Origin of the sequence: Rhodococcus sp. PvR099, from assembly GCF_017833315.1 — a bacterium.
GTDB classification, from domain to species: domain Bacteria; phylum Actinomycetota; class Actinomycetes; order Mycobacteriales; family Mycobacteriaceae; genus Rhodococcus_G; species Rhodococcus_G oryzae.
The window spans coordinates 4,817,889-4,834,070 of sequence record NZ_JAFIBV010000001.1; the positions used below are offsets into that span (position 1 = coordinate 4,817,889).

The 16,182-nt window shown below is 70.4% G+C and carries 16 protein-coding genes; 5 read left to right on the plus strand and 11 right to left on the minus strand.

The genetic code is table 11. The features are described 5' to 3' along the window. Positions 1-52 precede the first annotated feature (52 nt). Complete coding sequence (locus JOE46_RS22360) at positions 53-877, plus strand: O-methyltransferase (protein WP_209928521.1); 825 nt, start codon at positions 53-55, stop codon at positions 875-877. 23 nt (positions 878-900) lie between these two features. On the opposite strand, the gene JOE46_RS22365 is transcribed toward JOE46_RS22360, so the two are convergent. From JOE46_RS22365 to JOE46_RS22375, 3 genes are all read right to left on the minus strand, one after another. Continuing rightward, the gene (locus JOE46_RS22365) at positions 901-1,686 is read right to left on the minus strand and encodes a patatin-like phospholipase family protein (protein ID WP_097210157.1); all 786 of its coding nucleotides are present in this window, start codon (positions 1,684-1,686) and stop codon (positions 901-903) included. A gap of 85 nt (positions 1,687-1,771) precedes the next feature. After that, entirely contained in the window at positions 1,772-2,623 is an 852-nt protein-coding gene (locus JOE46_RS22370) for an SDR family NAD(P)-dependent oxidoreductase (protein WP_097210158.1), read from the minus strand. Between the two features lie 79 nt (positions 2,624-2,702). Further along, complete coding sequence (locus tag JOE46_RS22375) at positions 2,703-4,196, minus strand: MFS transporter (RefSeq protein ID WP_097210159.1); 1,494 nt, start codon at positions 4,194-4,196, stop codon at positions 2,703-2,705. Positions 4,197-4,353: 157 nt separating this feature from the next. On the opposite strand from JOE46_RS22375, the gene JOE46_RS22380 reads away from it, so the two are divergent. From JOE46_RS22380 to JOE46_RS22390, 3 genes are all read left to right on the plus strand, one after another. Beyond that, on the plus strand, positions 4,354-5,010 hold the full coding sequence (locus tag JOE46_RS22380; protein WP_257017024.1) for a TetR/AcrR family transcriptional regulator: 657 nt from the start codon (positions 4,354-4,356) through the stop codon (positions 5,008-5,010). Positions 5,011-5,523: 513 nt separating this feature from the next. Further along, positions 5,524-5,883, plus strand: a complete 360-nt coding sequence (locus JOE46_RS22385; RefSeq protein WP_097210161.1) for a CorA family divalent cation transporter — start codon at positions 5,524-5,526, stop codon at positions 5,881-5,883. A 32-nt stretch (positions 5,884-5,915) separates the two neighbouring features. Continuing rightward, entirely contained in the window at positions 5,916-6,284 is a 369-nt protein-coding gene (locus JOE46_RS22390; RefSeq protein ID WP_097210162.1) for a hypothetical protein, read from the plus strand. 107 nt (positions 6,285-6,391) lie between these two features. Here the strand turns inward: JOE46_RS22390 and JOE46_RS22395 are convergent, their stop codons facing one another. Further along, complete coding sequence (locus tag JOE46_RS22395; RefSeq protein WP_209928523.1) at positions 6,392-7,693, minus strand: hypothetical protein; 1,302 nt, start codon at positions 7,691-7,693, stop codon at positions 6,392-6,394. Beyond that, positions 7,690-9,099 (minus strand): hypothetical protein, encoded by a 1,410-nt coding sequence (locus JOE46_RS22400; protein WP_209928525.1) that lies wholly within the window; start codon positions 9,097-9,099, stop codon positions 7,690-7,692. Before JOE46_RS22400 ends, JOE46_RS22395 begins: the two co-directional genes overlap by 4 nt. A gap of 102 nt (positions 9,100-9,201) precedes the next feature. Between JOE46_RS22400 and JOE46_RS22405 the strand changes: the two genes are divergently transcribed. Next, positions 9,202-9,954, plus strand: a complete 753-nt coding sequence (locus JOE46_RS22405) for an isocitrate lyase/phosphoenolpyruvate mutase family protein (RefSeq protein ID WP_097210165.1) — start codon at positions 9,202-9,204, stop codon at positions 9,952-9,954. A gap of 91 nt (positions 9,955-10,045) precedes the next feature. Here JOE46_RS22405 and JOE46_RS22410 read toward each other — a convergent pair whose 3' ends face one another. The 6 genes from JOE46_RS22410 to JOE46_RS22435 form a co-directional block, all read right to left on the minus strand. Then, positions 10,046-10,417 (minus strand): DUF1801 domain-containing protein, encoded by a 372-nt coding sequence (locus tag JOE46_RS22410; RefSeq protein WP_374102907.1) that lies wholly within the window; start codon positions 10,415-10,417, stop codon positions 10,046-10,048. An 83-nt stretch (positions 10,418-10,500) separates the two neighbouring features. Continuing rightward, positions 10,501-11,538, minus strand: a complete 1,038-nt coding sequence (locus tag JOE46_RS22415) for a DUF3089 domain-containing protein (RefSeq protein WP_209928526.1) — start codon at positions 11,536-11,538, stop codon at positions 10,501-10,503. A 40-nt stretch (positions 11,539-11,578) separates the two neighbouring features. After that, positions 11,579-13,783 carry an AAA family ATPase gene (locus tag JOE46_RS22420; RefSeq protein WP_209928527.1) on the minus strand — a complete coding sequence of 735 codons (2,205 nt, stop codon included), beginning with the start codon at positions 13,781-13,783 and terminating at the stop codon, positions 11,579-11,581. A gap of 165 nt (positions 13,784-13,948) precedes the next feature. After that, entirely contained in the window at positions 13,949-14,761 is an 813-nt protein-coding gene (locus tag JOE46_RS22425) for a phosphatidylcholine/phosphatidylserine synthase (protein ID WP_097210335.1), read from the minus strand. A 59-nt stretch (positions 14,762-14,820) separates the two neighbouring features. After that, complete coding sequence (locus JOE46_RS22430; protein WP_097210168.1) at positions 14,821-15,534, minus strand: phosphatidylserine decarboxylase; 714 nt, start codon at positions 15,532-15,534, stop codon at positions 14,821-14,823. Between the two features lie 154 nt (positions 15,535-15,688). Beyond that, positions 15,689-16,150 carry a hypothetical protein gene (locus tag JOE46_RS22435; protein ID WP_209928528.1) on the minus strand — a complete coding sequence of 154 codons (462 nt, stop codon included), beginning with the start codon at positions 16,148-16,150 and terminating at the stop codon, positions 15,689-15,691. Between the last annotated feature and the right edge of the window lie 32 nt (positions 16,151-16,182).

Below are 16,182 nucleotides of genomic sequence, written 5' to 3' on the forward strand. Positions count from 1 at the left end.
CGAGTGGCGGCGTGGGGTCGACGATTGAGCGGGGAGCGGCGAAGGGGATGAGATGACCTCGAGACCGGTGGTGGTTGCGACGTTCGCCGCCGCCTTCGTCGGCGCGGCGGTGATCGCCAACCGGCTGGCAGGCAAGCCCGTGCCGTTTCTGCGGTGGTCGGTGATCCGGTTCGCGCTCGGTGCCAGGCGCCTGCTGGGTGAGGGGCAGGTCGGTGACGGGCGGGAGGAGGCGCTGGCCGCGCACGTGCTGGCGACGGCCCGTCGCGGGGACCTCGACGACGTGATCCGCGCCATCGACGACTTCGCACACACCCGGAAGTTCCTGATGAACGTCGGCGACGAGAAGGGCGAGATCCTGGACGCGGCGGTGTGGCGCGCCCGGCCAGCGCTGCTGCTCGAGCTCGGGACGTACTGCGGGTACAGCGCGCTGCGGATGGCGCGGGTGATGCCCCCGAACGCCACGATCTGCACCGTCGAGATCAACCCGGCAAACGAGGCGATCGCCCGGCGGATCTTCGAGCACGCGGGGGTCGGCGAACGCATCACCTCGGTGGTCGGGTCGATCGGAGACGGCGGCGAGACCATGAGGCGACTGCGGGATGAATACGGTATCGATACCGGCACAGTCGATTTCGTGTTCGTCGACCACCTCAAGAGCGCCTACCTGCCGGACCTGCTCCGCATCGTGGACGAGGGCTGGCTCCACCCCGGCAGCCGGGTGGTCGCGGACAACGTCAGGTTCCCCGGCGCCCCCGACTACCTGGCCTTCATGCGTTCGGAGGAGGGCGGGCGGTGGCGGACAACGGAGCACCCCACCCACGTCGAATACCAACGGGTGCTCAGGGACCTGGTGCTCGAGTCCGAGTATCAGGGGTAGCGGCGACTGCGTGAGCGGGCTCCTCAGCCGTTGCCGTTCCACGGCCCACCGATGAGGTCTGCGGCAGGCACCGCCTGCCGCAGACCGGCCTCGAAGCACGTCTCCCAGGCCGACATGTCGTGCAGGTTGGGGCCGAAAGCGTCCAAGCTCGCCCGGTCGGGGGCGATCGAGATGGGGGCTCCGCTGGGGTAGAGATGACCCAGCGGCTCGATGACGACCACCGTGCCCGCGTCGGCCGCCAGGTCCGCGTCGGATCCGGCGCGGAAGGCGCCGTCCATGTAGCGGCGGCCGCTGATCGTGATGGGCGGGTAGAGGCCGGGCACCGCGTAACTGGATGCGACGGCCTGCAGCAGCGACGCATCCCCGTGCCGATCCCAGAGCGCGGGTTCGCCTGATTCTGTGTCGACCGCGGTGATCAGGAGGCGCTGTTCGGGCCAGTCGCGGGCGACGATCAGGGCTGCGGTCCGGTCGAGATGGGTCTGTTCGGAGGGCACGTCGGCGGTGAGGGCCATCCGCCCGACCCGATGCAACTTCTCGCCCTGCTCCAGGGCGGGATCCTGGAGCGTCGCGAGCACCTCGGTCAGCGTGCGAGGGTCGGCCGCGCCGTTCCCGGATCTGGTGAGGGTGGCAAGGCGGTTCGGGTCCTGGCCGGTGGCGAGCAGCGCGGCGACGATCGCGCCCGCCGATGTGCCGATGATGAGGTCGGCACCGGCCAGGTCCACGCCCGCACGGCGAAGGCCGACGGCAAGTCCGGCCAGCCACGCCGTACCGACGATGCCACCGGGACCGAGTACGAGTGCGCGTTTCATGAGAAAGATCTTGCTATCTCAACCGTGGCTGAGGTCAAGGCGCGCCGCAGCCGATTCGCGTCGGACCCAGTGCATCTCGGTGTGATCAGCGTCGGGGGAGCGGCTCCACGCCGGCGAGCACGGCACTCTCGGCGTACAGCGCCTCCTGCGCCGCGACATCGCGGGCCCGTCGGCTGACCGGGTTCGGTCGCTGCGCGGTGAGGTATTCGCCCGAGCGGTCCCGGTATTCGGGGGAGAGCGCCAGTTCGGTGCCCAGGCGGCCGGCCCGGTCGGCGGAGATGAGGAACGGGCGGAGCGCCGCGTGCACGGGCCGCGGCAGTTCCCGGTAGATGTCGGAGTCGACGCCCCCTGGGTGCATGGCATGTGTGCTCAGTCCGTCGGGCAGTCGCCGGGCGAGGGCGTAGTTGAACATCAGGTTGGCCAGCTTGGACTGCGCGTACGCGGGGAACGGCCGGTACTTCGAGCGGCCGCGGAACGTGTCGGGATCGATGCGGCCGATGTTGTGGGCGACGGACGCCACGTGCACGATTCGCGCGTCGCCGGTCTGCTCGGCCGCGCGCCGCAGCTGCGGCAACAGCAGGTGGGTGAGCAGGAAGGGGCCGAGGTAGTTCGCGCCGAACTGCAACTCGAAACCCTCGGCGGTGAACTGCTGCTTGAGCGGGGAGGCGCCGGCGTTGTTGATCAGCGCGTCGACGCGCTCATGGCGCGCGGCGAGGTCCGTCGCGAATCGGTGGATGTGCTCGAACGAGGCCAGGTCGAGGGAGAGCACGTCCACCTCGGCACCGGGGGTCCGGCGCACGATCTCCTCGCGGGCGGCCTCCGCCTTTGCCTGATTGCGGCAGGCCAGGCACACCGTGGCCCCGCGGGCCGCCAGTTCGTGCGCCATCGCGAGGCCGATCCCGGAATTGGCTCCGGTGACCACAACGGTTTTCGGCATCTGTGCTCCTTGTCGCCTGGGTGGCCACGGGCCGTGTCGGAGCGTAGCGGTCGAGCACGGCCCGTGGCTGCGATCCGGGTCAGTGCGCCATGGCCGGCTGCCCCTCGGCCGGGGCGGGCAGCAGACCGCGGGGGAGCAGGAACGCCGAGATCGCCGCGCCGACCACGAAAATCGCTGCGGCCCACCAGAAGGTCGTCGTGTAGCTCTGGACGGCGGCGAGGGCCGCGTTCTCCTGGGACGGCACCCGCCCGTTCATGAAGCTCGTGGCCGCGGTCGCGGCAACGGTGCTCAGCAATGCGGTGCCGATCGATCCGCCGACCTGCTGCATGGTGTTCACCGTCGCGGAGGCGACGCCCGCGTCGTCGGGGTCGACGCCCGTGATGGCGCCCTGCATGCCGGGTGCGAACACCATGCCCATGCCGAGGCCGAGCAGCACCAGTCCGGGCAGGATGATCGTCACGTAGGAGCTGTCGACCTCGATCTGGGCGAGCACCGCCAGCCCGACTGCGGCGACGACCAGGCCGGTGGTGATCAGCACCCGCGGCCCGACCCTCGGCAGCAGCACCGCGGTCGCGGTGGTCGCGGAGGTCACCATGCCTGCGACCATCGGCAGGAAGGCCACGCCGGTGATGATAGGCGTGTACTGCAGCACCGTCTGCATGTAGAAGGTGAGGAACAGGAACACCGCGAACATGCCGGAGCCGGTGACGAACATCGCCAGGTACGACCCGCCGCGGGTGCGGTCGAGGACTATCCGGAGCGGGAGCAGCGGGTGGGCGACGCGAGTCTCGATGACCACGAACGCCGCGAGCAGGAGGCCGCCCGCCACCAGCCAGGTGATGGTCATCGGGTCGGACCAGCCGTGGGACTCGGCGTGCGAGAACCCGTAGACGATGCCGAAGAGCGCGGCAGAGACCGTGATGGTGCCCGGGATGTCGAGCTTGGGCCGGTGGTCCGACCGGTGCGGGGCGATCATGAGGACCGCGCCGACCAGCGCCACGGCCGCGAAGATCAGGTTGACGTACAGGCTCCAGCGCCACGACGTCCACTCGGTGAGGATCCCTCCGAGCAGCAGCCCGACCGCGCCGCCCGCGCCCGCGACCGCGCCGAAGACGCCGAACGCCTTGGCTCGCTCGTCCGGCTTGGTGAAGGTGGTCGCCAGCAGCGACAGTGCGGCGGGCGCGAGCAGGGCAGCGAAGACGCCCTGACCTGCGCGCGCGGCCACCAGCATCGGGAAGTTCACCGCGGCGCCGCCGAGCGCGGACATGCCCGCGAAGCCGACGAGGCCGATGACGAAGGTGTTCCTGCGTCCGAACAGGTCGCTGAGTCGGCCGCCGAGCAGCAGCAGGCTGCCGAAGGCGAGTGCGTAGGCCGTGACGACCCACTGCCGGTCCGCGTCGGAGAAGCCGAGGTCCTGCTGCGCCGCGGGCAGGGCGATGTTCACGATGGTCGCGTCGAGCACCACCATCAGCTGGGCCAGGCCGATGACGGCCAGGATCAGCCAGCGCAGTTGGTGCTCCCGCGTCGTATCTCCTGGCCCGGTCTGCGGGCGTTCGGTCGTGGTCGTGGTCATGAGCGAGCCTCGCCTCGTGGAGTGGTGGAGGTTGAAGTGGAGGAGTATTCTCCACTTAGGGAACGGTAGCACTAAGCGGAGGACTTGTCTCCACTTAATTTGGTCGCTACGACAAATCCCCTGATGGCAGATTTCGGGAATGGCAGAATCGACGATTGTGAGTACCGCCCCAGCAGCACGACCATTGCGCGCCGACGCCGAACGCAACCGACGCAAGATCCTCGACGCCGCGATGGAGCTGTTCGCGAGCCGCGGCATCGACATCACCCTCGACGACGTCGCGCGGCACGCCAAGGTCGGGATCGGCACCGTCTATCGGCGCTTCACCTGCAAGCAGGAACTGGTCGACGGTGTCTTCGAGCAGAGCATGGACCAGATCGCCGAGGCGGCCGAGTCGGCGTTGCGGCGCGAGGACCCCTGGGCCGCGCTGGTCGACTTCATCGGGCTCACCAGTGAATGGATGTCGCTGAGCAGGGGCCTCGGCGATGTCTTCTTCACCAACGACGAGGGCCGCGAGCAGGTCGCGTGCGCGCGACAGCGGATCACGCCTGCGATCCAGCAGCTCGTCGACCGGGCGAAGGAAGCGGGTGCGCTGCGCCCCGAGATCCAGGTCAACGACCTGTTCGCGGTCAGCTGCATGCTCGACGCGGTCATCGACTTCAACCGGGCGGTCTCGCCCGAGACCTGGCGGCGGTATCTCTCGCTGGTGCTCGACGGCATGCGTGCCGAAGGGGCCACGCGCGACCCGCTGCCGCTGGCGCCGCTGACCGACGAACAGGTCGAGGTGGCCAAGACCGCCCGCGCCCGCGGCTGAGCGGGGCGGCCAGGCCGTCGATTTTGGCATTGCTTTGCTATTCGTTTAACCTGTCTGCGGCGCGTGCCGAGCCCGTGCCCCAACTTGCGGGAGGTGGTAGGCGTGCCTGGTCTCAGATCCGAGGCGCAGACGTCACCGGTTCCGTTACCGATCCCGTTCGACGCCCGGTAGCAACGCCCCGGTGCCGCGGGACGGCACCGTCGGACGCCCCGTGGCGTGGCGACTCGCGTGTACAGGCCCATCCTCCGGACCTTGTGCCTTCGCCGATCGGTTGCGCGGTGCTCGCGCCTCCCTGCTTTTCCTAGACCACGCTCTTCTCGACACCGCCACGCGGTCGTGCCTGGGCTTTCGCTCACCCTCGACCGCCGGGAGGTGCGGCCTTGACGCGTGCCGTACCGCTTGATCTCCCAGCGAAATACGTTCCCATCGAGGCATGCGCCGGGCCTGCCCGCGCGATGCGCCCGCTGCGCACCGCGCAGCCCTTCGGCATGCCGAGAAAAGAAGGATTCACCCATGAGCAGCACGATGCCGACCAACGACTACGCGCAGACGACCGCCGACCCGATGGCGCCGAGCGCCGAGAACGTGGGGCTGCTACGCGACATCAGCACTGAGTTGCGCGGACTGAACTCGGAGATGGAAGAAATCTGCGAGATCACTCAGGACCAGCTGAAGGTCACCGAACAGACCCGCCGGGTGACCGCGTGGACGGCGGTCGCTGTGGTGCCCGGTGCCCTCGGGTCGCTGTACGGCTCGAACTTCGAGCACATGCCCGAGCTCAAGTTCTACTACGGCTGGCCGATCTTCCTCTGCGTGCTGGCGACCAGCGCGCTGGCCACCTACTTCGGGATGCGCCGCAAGGGCTGGCTGTGAGCCGGCTGTCGAGCACGGAAGGGAGGAAACACATGGCCACGCAACACATCCCGGCCAGTCTGCGCGGGCTGAGCGCCCGCGACCTGGAACAGCGCAGGACCGAGGAACTGCACGCCTTTCTCGCGGGTGTCCGCGACTACCGGGCGGGGCTCTCTCGGCTGCACCGTAAGTCGGTGGACCTGGTCGTGGAGACCAGGCGTCAGCGGGTGGTCTCCGGGTGGCTCGCGGTGGGCCTCGTGCCCATCTCGTTCGGCGGGATCTACGCCGCGAACTTCAGCGACTTCGGCGGGATGCCTGAAACCAGGTGGCTGTACGGATGGCCCGTCTTCCTCGGCGTGCTGGCGATCATCTGCGCCACCCTGTACGTCGTGATGCGGCGCAGGGGCTGGATGAAGGTCTGACGGAGTGAGTTCACCGCATGCTCCCCGCTATCGGCGGGGAGCATGCGGTGGCACGACAACGGCTTTCGCTCGTCATACATGCGGAAGTCGTCGCGGCATGGCCCCCGCTAGGAGGATTGGTCCCGCTGCCGGAGCCGGTGGGCGGCCTCGGCGCAGGCGAGGATCACCAGCGTCATCGCGAGGCTGAGCGCGAAGGGGTCGGGCGGCGTGGGCTCGAATACCCCACGCGGAAGATCATCGAACACGGACAGCGTGTCCCAGTGCCAGTTGCCCGTGCCCTGTCCTGCGATGGTCAGCGCGCTCGGGACGAACAGGACGGACAGGCCCACCGGGATTGACGCCGCGCGCCGGGGCACGGCCGAGGCGAGCGCATAGCCGGCGATCGGCGCCAGCGCGAGGTACCGGATCCCCTCGACTGCCCAGGCGTCGTTCAGTCCGGCCAGCCCGGCCGCGGCGTTGACCGCGAGCAATACGAGCCCGAGAGTCGGTTTCGCCCAGCGACTTCCGACGGCGGCGCCCGCGAGGAGCAGCGTCAGGAGGATCGCGATCCAGATCGGGTCGGGGCCGGTCGCCACCAGGAGGGGTGCGGACGCGGCAAGCACTGCGGTGGCGGTCAGCAGGAACACCCCGTCACGGCCATCGAGCAGAAACGCGGCGATGACGATCGCCACCAGCAGCAGCGCGAGCATCGGAGCCGCGACGGACCAGTCGCTGCGGTGCTCGCCGAGGACGGCGTTGCTCGTCAGCCCGGCGACGACGACGATCGCGACCGCGTAGAGCGGATTTCGCGACGAGCCCGCAGGCTCTGTCGCGGAACCCCTCGCGAGCACGGCGCCCGCCACGCAGCACCCGAGCGCGGGCAGCAACAGCCACCACGGTGGATCGGTGAACATGGCTGCCTCGCTGATGGGGAGGCTGTAGGCCGTCCAGCCGAATGAACTGGACTCCACCGTCGGATGCGCGGCTGGGTAGGCGAGCATGAATGCCGCGAACGCGCCCGCGCCGAGCGCGACAGTCGGATACCGAGTACCCGCCGCCACGGCGGCTGCGCCGCCCATCGCCAGCCCGGAGCCGATTCCCGCCAGATAGATCAGCGCTATCCCCGACTCCAGCTGATGTACATGGACATTCACGAGGGCGCCGAGGCCCAGCACCGTGAGTCCGGAGACCGCAACCAGATAGGCGCCTGCTCGGGAGCCGCGGCGTGCCATGGCCCCCGCGACCGCGACCGCGAGCACCACGCCCAGGGTGGCGGCTAGCGGCCGACTGGTCAGAACCAGTCGGAGCTGGCTCTCGCTCCCGGCGATGCCGGACTGCTCGGCCACCGGCGCGACAAGGGCCCAACCGGCGGTAGCGGCAACGAGAAACGCTGCGGTGGTGTCGAGGACGGCGACCCAGCGCCTGCTCACGCGGGTTCCGGCTCGGTGGTGGCCGTCGGCCGGGCCAGCGTACGGATGCCGACCGCGCAGGCCAGCACCGCGATCAGCAGGGCGATACCCGCGACCCGGTCGTCGTAGGCCGGGATGTCGAAGATGTCGACGAAACTGCCGCCGGTGAATGTCGGCTCCCGCCTCATCTCCGGCATGGACTCGAGTGGATTGTTCATGGGATCGCCAGTGAGGGGCACATACGCGCCATCAATCGAACCGCCGTACGCGACCTCACCGCTGTAGACCGTTGCCGCTGAGTGAAAGACCATGGACACGAACGGGATCCCCAGCCCGACCGCGGCGAAGGCCGCCGTGCCGGGCAGCGACGACCCGAATGACAGTCCCGCACCGACGCCGAGCACGGCCAGCCGCACCAGCAGCATCGGGCCGTCCTGTCCGAGATCGGGCCAGATCGCACCGACCATCGGGATCAGGGCGACCACGAACAGGCCGCCGATCGTCGACCGCCACGTCATCGACACGCGCAGGCCGACCGCGACTGCGACCGCGCCGACGAGGATCGCCTGCCAGTGCTCGACGTCGGGGAACGGCCCACCGAGGTCCACCAGCACCGGCATCGCCGCCGCCGCGACGCCCGTCGCGGCCAACAGGAATCGGCCGTCGGAGGGATCAATCGTCTGCGCGGCGAACCAGGTGAGCACCAGGACCAACACCATGGAGAGCCCGATGACGATCCACGAGCTGACCCGAGACGTGTAGTCCTGCCGGTCGATCCAGTACAGCAGGGCCCGGTTGGCCAGCGCGATCGACGCCGCGGCCGTGACCGCGAGGCGCAGTTCGCGCCCGGTCGCGCGTTGGATCCGGGTGGAGCCGTCGGCAACTGCTGCTGCCACCACGGCCAGCGCCAGCGTCGGTCCGAGCAGCCACCAGGACGGTTCGCCAATGGTGGAGGTGGTCTGCGCCGGGAACACCAGCTCGAAGGCGCGGGCGGTGAGGAAGGTGGCGAGCACGCCGAGCGTCAGCGCGAGCTGCCCGGCCCGCCGCCCCCACACCGTCGCCACCGCTGCGCCGAGGATCACGCCCGCGGCCACCGTCTTGACGTAATGCAGGGCGATCAGCGCGTCGATGCCGCCGACTCCAGGGACGACGAGCCGCGCGCCGAGGATCACGACCGCGGCACCGGCCATGGCGATCCAAGCGATCCGCCGGGATCCGTTGCGCTGCAGCAGGGCGTACGCGAGCACCGCGACGACGGCTCCCACCGCGACCCCGGTCGGCTGGCTGGAGACCCAGCGGCTCAGTTCGCGATCGGACGTGTAGACCGCCCAGCCGCCGCCCGGGGGATTGGTCAGTACGAACGCGGCCAGCACCCCGCCGAACAGGGCGGTCAGGGCCGAGAGGACTTCACGGGGTTCGACGGGCATTTTTCGACGCTAACCGACCGCGCCCCGCCGCGGCGGCAACCGGGCGATCGGGGTCCCCGCATGCCAGGATCGTGACGACCGACTACGACGCGAGGAGCGCGCATGACTTCGATCAACGACAAGGCGACCACCCTGCTGCAGCTGCATCAGCCCGGCAATCCGGTGATCCTGCCTACGGTGTGGGACGCCTGGTCGGCAAACCTGGCCGCAGAGGGCGGGTTTGCGGCGCTGACGGTGGGAAGCCACCCCGTGGCGGACTCGATCGGCAAGCCCGACAACGAGGGCATGAGCTTCGAGGAGTTGCTGACCCGCGTCGCGCAGATCACCGCCTCCGTCGACGTCCCGGTCTCGGTCGACATCGAGTCCGGCTACGGGCAGACCCCTGAACGGTTGATCGCCGGGTTGATCGAGGTGGGCGCCGTCGGGCTCAACATCGAGGACACTGTGCACAGCGAGGGCGGCAGGCTGCGCGAGGCGCAGGAGCACGCGGACTTCGTCGGTGGGCTGCGCCGGGCGGCGGACGCCGCCGGGGTGCACATCGTGGTGAACGCCCGTACCGACCTGTTCATCAAGCAGGTCGGCGACGAGTCCGATCGCGTCGAGCGCGCGATCGCGCGGCTGAAGCTGGCCGCGGAGGCGGGCGCGGACTCGCTGTACCCGGTCGGGTTCCACAGCGACGAGGTGTACCAGCGGCTGACCTCGGAGCTGCCGTTGCCTGTCAACGCGATCGCCGATCCGGTGCGCGGCGAGAAGGCGAGCTACGCCTCCCTCGGGGTCGGCCGGGTCAGCTTCGGCCCGCTGCTGCAGGCCGCGCTGGCGGTGCGGGCCAACCAGCTCCTCGCCCGCTGGATCTAGCGCGCGTCTTTCTCCGCGGGGTGATCCCGTCAACGACACCGGGCGTCGGACAGGTACGCGAGCACCTGTCCGACGCCCGGTGTTCGCCGGCCTAGGCCGTGTTCAGTGCCACGGCTTCGTGAATGAGCGCGATGAACGCCTTGTCGTCGATCGTGTCGCCCTCATGGATGTCGATGGCCCGCCTGGTGTTGCCGTCGAGGCCGGTGTTGAACAGGCCCGACGGGTCGTCCAGTGAGGCTCCCTTGGCGAAGGTGACCTTGACGATCTTCTTGTATGTCTCACCGGTGCAGATCATTCCGGCGTGGTACCAGACCGGGACTCCGCGCCACTTCCATTCCTCGACCACATCCGGGTCGGCCTTCTTGATGAGAGTTCGGATGTGAGCGAGCATTTCGCCCCGCCAGTCACCGAGCTCCTCGATCCTCGCATCTATCAGCTGAGACGGATTCTCCATGGGTGCCATTCGCTCTCTTCATGGTTGGTGTCGTCGCCGGTTACTCGAGTATCCACGCGGACCACCGCGAGTGCATCGCGACGCGCAGCGCGTCAGCGCGTGTAGACAGCGCTCTTGGCGCCGACGAGGTCGACCAGGTCCCGCTGCGCGAGGTTTGCGTCGAGCAGGTGCAGACCCCAGTTCTCCGTCGGGAGTGCGGGCAGCAGGGCGGCGCCTCGGCCCTCGACCATCAGCACGTGTGGTCCGTCGCCCCCGGTGCACCGGGCGCGGAAGGCATCCACCTCGCGCCCGGCGACGACGCCGCGGATCGGGGCCTCGGCGTTGTCGTGCAGCGAGGCCGGATTGGTGCACAGCACCTCGTATTCGGGGCCGAACGGCAGATTCGCGCGGGTGCCCGACGTCCCCGCGTTACGCGGCGAGAGTCCGTAGCGGGTGTCGGGCGGCGGTGTCCGCGAGAACGCCGAATAGGCGATGACGCACCCGGTCTGGGCGGGGTCGGTGCAGGCGGGCACCGAGTCGAAGTCGCCGCCCACGGTCGCGCCCTTGCGGACCAGCACGTCACCGCCGAGCAGCAGTGCCGAGACCAGCTGTGGCTGGACGGGTTTCCCGTCGATGCGATTGTGGATCAGCATCCGCAGCATCCGGGTGCCCTGCGAATGGCCGATCAGCACCACCCCGCGGCCGTTGTTGTGATGGGCCAGGTAGTCGTCCCACGCCCTTTCCACGTCGTCGTACGCGACATCGAGCGCGGCGCTGCGCTCCTCGGCCGTCCCGGTGAACAGCGCGCGCAGGGTGACCTGGCGGTACACCGGAGCCCACACGTTGCACTTCTCACCGAACGGCTCTGCCTGCGTGCGGGCGACCGTGCGCAGCTCGGGTGAGGCGTCGAGGTTCGCGTTCACGGACTGTTGGAGCGACGCGGTGGGATACACGTAGAAGCAGTCGATCGGCGCGCCTGATCGTCCGCCACACGGGTCGTCGGTCTGGCCGGGCCTGCACAGCCAGGTGGTCGCCGACTCCTGCGGCGGTGCGGCCGAGGCGTGCGGAGCCGCGATCGCGAAGGCTCCGACGAGCAGAAGCAGGGTGGTGCAGGCGCGGGCGAGCGGGCGGAACGGGCGGCGGCTCGGCATGCTCACGGATGCTAGTCCCGTGGCCACCCGGCCGGTAGCCTCAGCGATTCTCGGCGTACGCCGCTAGGTGTGCCACCTGCTCGGGGTCCAGGGACGGGCGAACCGCCTTCCTGGCCGCGGCGACGTCCGCCGCGGTCACGTCCGCCGCGTCTACGCTGCGACGCATGGCGGCCAGCGCCGCCTCCCGCAGCAGCGCCGCGCAGTCCGCCGCCGAATACCCGTCGAGAGCCTCGGCCAGCGCATCGAGGTCGACGTCCGCCTCGAGCGGGATCGACTTCCCGGCGGTCTTCAGGATCTGCTTGCGCGCCTCGGCGTCCGGCGGCGGCACGAAGACCAGCCGCTCGATCCGGCCGGGGCGCAGCAGCGCCGGGTCGATCAGGTCCGGCCGGTTGGTCGCGGCGAGCACCACCACGTCGCGCAGCGGTTCGACACCGTCGAGTTCGGTGAGCAGCGACGCCACCACCCGGTCGGTGACGCCGGAGTCGGAGCTCTGTCCGCGGCGCGGGGCCAGCGCGTCCACCTCGTCGAGGAAGATCAGCGAGGGGGCCGAGTCGCGGGCCCGCTGGAACAGCTCACGCACCGCCTTCTCCGATGCGCCCACCCACTTGTCCATCAGCTCGGCACCCTTGACCGCGTGCACGCTGAGCTGGCCGGAGCTGGCGAGGGCGCGGACCACGAAGGTCTTGCCGCACCCGGGCGGGCCGTACAGCAGCACCCCGCGCGGCGGGTCCACCCCGAGGCGGGCAAAGGAATCCGGGTGCTGCAGCGGCCACAACACCGCCTCGGTGAGGGCCTGCTTCGTCTCGACCATGTCCCCGACGTCGTGGAGGGTGACGCTGCCGATCGCCAACTCCTCGGTGCCCGACCGCGACAGCGGGCGGATCACGTCGAGGGCGCCGACCAGGTCCTCCTGCATCAGGTTCGGGTCCTCTCCGCTGCTGCTGGCCCGCGCCGCGGCCCGCAGTGCCGCCTCCCGGACCAGGGCGGCGAGGTCGGAGGCGACGAAACCCGGTGCCCGCGCGGCGATCTCATCGAGCTTGAGGTCGGTGGTCGGGACCTTGCGCAGCATCAGCTCGAGCAGCGCCCTGCGCAGCCGGCCGTCGGGGAGCGCAACGGTGAGTTCGCGGTCGCACAGGTCCTGGCCGCGGACCCGGTCGTCGAGCGAATCGGGATGTGCGGTGGTCGCGACGAACGCGCAGCCCGGGGTGTCCACCGCGCGCCGCAACTCGTCGAGGATGAGCGTGGAGACCGGTTCCGGCTCGGCGGGCAGCAGCGCGTCGATGTCGGTGATGAGCAGCACCCCGCGCTCGTGCGGCTCCCCGGCCGCGGCGCCGGTGAGGCGGGCAACCGCGTCCGACACCCGCTGCAGCCGGGTGGCCGAATCGAGCGCGCCGATCCCCGGGCCGTCCAGCGCGACCACGGTGCGCTCGGCGAGAACAGCCCGCGCCAGCGTCGCCTTGCCCACCCCGCCGGGCCCGGTGATGAGCACGCCGAGATGCGGCGACGCCCCGAGCGTGTGCAGCAATTCCGGCTCGTCCAGCGCCAGCTTCAGCCACTCGCTGAGCTTGGCGGCCTGGGCGTCGACGCCGACCAGGTCGGCCAGCGGAACGGGTGCGGGCGCAGGTGCGGCGGCCAGTGCGGCGGGCGTCTCGACGGACGGCACCGCGCCCGCGCCGGGTACCGCGACACCGATGCCCCAGCTGACCGCCGAATTGGGTTGCACGCTCACCGGTCCCGTGGGGTCGACACTCGTCACGGTGAGCAGTTCCGAGGTCCAGGCGACACCGAAGGTGCGCGCCAGCGATTGCGTCGCGCCCGCGGTGCTGGTGCCGGGCCCGAGGTCGCGGGGGAGCAGCGAGACCGTGTCGCCGACGGTGAGCACCTTGCCGAGCAGTGCCTGTCGCAGCGTGGTGTCGGGGATCGACGCAGCCGCGAGGGCCGACCCGGTGACGGTGACGGACCTGGCGCCGTACACCGTCACGGGTGAGAGCACCACGCGCGCATTCTCTTTGAGCCCGGCGTTGGAGAGGGTGACGTCGTCGAGCAGCGCGGTGCCCGTCGGGGTGGTGGCGGGCGCCAGCGCGACCACGGCGGCGGTCCGCCTGGCGCCGATCACGGCGATGCCGTCCCACTCGCGCAGCCCCAGCGCGGCCAGCGCCTCGGGGTGCAGTCGCACCACGCCGCGGCGGGCGTCGGAGGCGGAGGTGTTCAACCGGGCGGTGAGCGCGAGTTCCGGAGAGTTCACGTGGACCAGCCTAGTGCGCGGCCGGGTCTGCCGGATTCCGCGCAGGTACCGACAGGTTCGCGCCGGAAATGACGAGATCGCACAGCGGTTGGGGGTGCAACGGCTGTGCGATCTGGCGAAAAAGGGTGCGTCGTCGGCGTTGGTGACGCCGACGACGCGGCCGGGCTACCGGGGGCGTCGCAGTCCGAGGCGCGCGGCGGAGACCCGGCCGCCGTCGCCCGTCGGCGCCCGCCGGATCGCCCGGCGCTCGGCCGGTTTGACGTCCCACACCTCGGGGCGCGCGGCGACCCACCGCTTGGAGCGAACCGCGAACGGGATGTGCACGAGGTAGGCGAAGACCAGCACGATCATCAGGACGAACGGGTAGGTGACCAGGGCGGCCGCCACCAGTGCGACGACCACCAGCAGCGCCGCGGCCATCCGCTTCGGCACGGCGAAGGTCTTCATCGCGAGGGTGGGTACCCGGCTGACGATCAGCGCGGCGGACAGGATGGTCCAGATGGCGACCACGTAGAAGGACGACCACCAGCCCTCGCCCCACTGCACGAAGGCCGCGAGGGGGGTCAGCGCGATCAGCGCGCCCGCCGGGGCGGGCACACCGACGAAGAACTCGCTCGCGTAGGCGGGCGCCGAGTCGTCGTCGAGAAGGGTGTTGAAGCGGGCCAGCCGCAGCACGATGCTCACCGCGTAGACGAGCGCGATGATCCAGCCGGCGCTGCCCGCGTCGAGCAGCGTCACGTACAGCACCAGCGCCGGGGCGACGCCGAACGAGATGGCGTCGGACAGCGAGTCGAGCTCGGCGCCGATCTTGCTGGTGGCGTCGAGTAGTCGGGCGATCCGGCCGTCCAGCGAGTCCAGCACCGCGGCCGCACCGATCATGGCGAGGGCGATGCCGAGCTTGCCGTCGAGGGCGAACTTGACCGCGGACAGGCCGCCGCACAGCGCCAGGATCGTGATGGTGCTCGGCAGCAGGAACAGCCCGGACGCCGCCGTCCTCCTGGCCGTCACCGCCGCGGCGACGGTGCGCTTCGGTGTGTTCACGGGAGCAGGGCGAGGACGGTCTCGGCGCCGATGGCGCGCTGTCCCCGCTCCACCATCAAGGTGGTGCCCTTGGGGAAGTAGGTGTCCACCCGGGACCCGAACCGGATCAGGCCGTAGGTGTCGCCGATCGGGAGCCGGTCGCCGACGTTGGCGTCGCACACGATGCGCCGGGCCAACAGTCCGGCGATCTGGACGACGGCGATCTCGTGACCGGCCTCGGTACGCAGCAGCATCGAGTTGCGCTCGTTGGCGTCACTGGCCTCGGCGAGGTCGGCGGAGAGGAACTTGCCCGGCTTGTGGACCACGGCGAGCACCTCGCCCGCGACGGGGCTGCGCTGCACGTGCACGTCCAGCACGGACAGGAAGATGCTCACCCGGGGGACCGGGGCGTCGCCCATGTTCAGCTCGGCGGGCGGGACGGCGGTGTCGACGAGGGCGACCTCGCCGTCGGCGGGGGAGACCACGACGTTCGCGCGGTTCGGCGGCACCCGGTGGGGGTGGCGGAAGAAGGCGGCGCTGGCGCCCGCGGCCGCGAGACCCGCGCGGCGGACCCACTTGCGGTTGCGTCCGAGCAGCGCGACCGTCAGCGGCGCCACGACGAACGGGATCCCGGCCGGATGCAGCGGCGGAACCGTGTTGCGGACCAGTTCCGCGACGTGCGCGATACCGGTGGTTTGCGGGGTGCCAATCGGGATGGGGCGGCGGGCCACGGGCTCCTCTTACTGTTCGTCTTGCTGTCCGGCGAGAACGTGCGCCCGGGCGGCTTCGAGGCCGGGCTCGGGCACCCACAGGCTAGCCGAGACGGGCAAGGAAGGGGGACCCGGCCGCCGCTGAGCTGGGTGAACGAGCCCGCCGCCGGTTGTCTCACCCGGCCTGTGAGAGCCGTTCCCTCAGCCGGGCGATGCCGCCACGGACGGTCGCGCCGTAGCCGTCGTCCGACAGCGTGGAGACGCACGCCTCCGCGAGCTCGAGGTGCGCCCGCGCCCGGTCGTCCTCGCCCAGCTTGGCGTAGTCGGCGGCGAGGTTCAGGTGCAGCGACGGATAGAAGCCCGCCACATGCAGCGACGAGTGGTGTCGCTGGGCGCGCTCGTCGGTGAGGGAATCCGCCGCCTCGAGCGCGCGCAGGTCCCAGTCGAGCTCGTCCGCCGGCTCGTCCTGCACGTCGGCCATGTAGTGGGCGATCGTGACGGCGTGCAGCGGATCCCCGTCGGGCCCGGTCCGTTCCCACAACGTCGCGAACGCCGCGCGGGCGCCCGCCCGATCACCGCCGTTCGCCAGTTCCTGCGCGGCCATGATGCCGGTCATGATCGGGTCCGCTTCGCTCATCGTCTGCCTTCCGTCGGGTGAGAGCACGACGG

Bases quoted from the DNA above. Each gene is read 5' to 3' on its own strand.
- JOE46_RS22375 (WP_097210159.1), bottom strand. From the start codon at position 4,196: ATGACCACGACCACGACCGAACGCCCGCAGACCGGGCCAGGAGATACG.
- JOE46_RS22390 (WP_097210162.1), top strand. From the start codon at position 5,916: ATGGCCACGCAACACATCCCGGCCAGTCTGCGCGGGCTGAGCGCCCGC.
- JOE46_RS22405 (WP_097210165.1), top strand. From the start codon at position 9,202: ATGACTTCGATCAACGACAAGGCGACCACCCTGCTGCAGCTGCATCAG.
- JOE46_RS22370 (WP_097210158.1), bottom strand. From the start codon at position 2,623: ATGCCGAAAACCGTTGTGGTCACCGGAGCCAATTCCGGGATCGGCCTC.
- JOE46_RS22385 (WP_097210161.1), top strand. From the start codon at position 5,524: ATGAGCAGCACGATGCCGACCAACGACTACGCGCAGACGACCGCCGAC.
- JOE46_RS22410 (WP_374102907.1), bottom strand. From the start codon at position 10,417: ATGGCACCCATGGAGAATCCGTCTCAGCTGATAGATGCGAGGATCGAG.
- JOE46_RS22435 (WP_209928528.1), bottom strand. From the start codon at position 16,150: ATGAGCGAAGCGGACCCGATCATGACCGGCATCATGGCCGCGCAGGAA.
- JOE46_RS22400 (WP_209928525.1), bottom strand. From the start codon at position 9,099: ATGCCCGTCGAACCCCGTGAAGTCCTCTCGGCCCTGACCGCCCTGTTC.
- JOE46_RS22415 (WP_209928526.1), bottom strand. From the start codon at position 11,538: ATGCCGAGCCGCCGCCCGTTCCGCCCGCTCGCCCGCGCCTGCACCACC.
- JOE46_RS22360 (WP_209928521.1), top strand. From the start codon at position 53: ATGACCTCGAGACCGGTGGTGGTTGCGACGTTCGCCGCCGCCTTCGTC.
- JOE46_RS22365 (WP_097210157.1), bottom strand. From the start codon at position 1,686: ATGAAACGCGCACTCGTACTCGGTCCCGGTGGCATCGTCGGTACGGCG.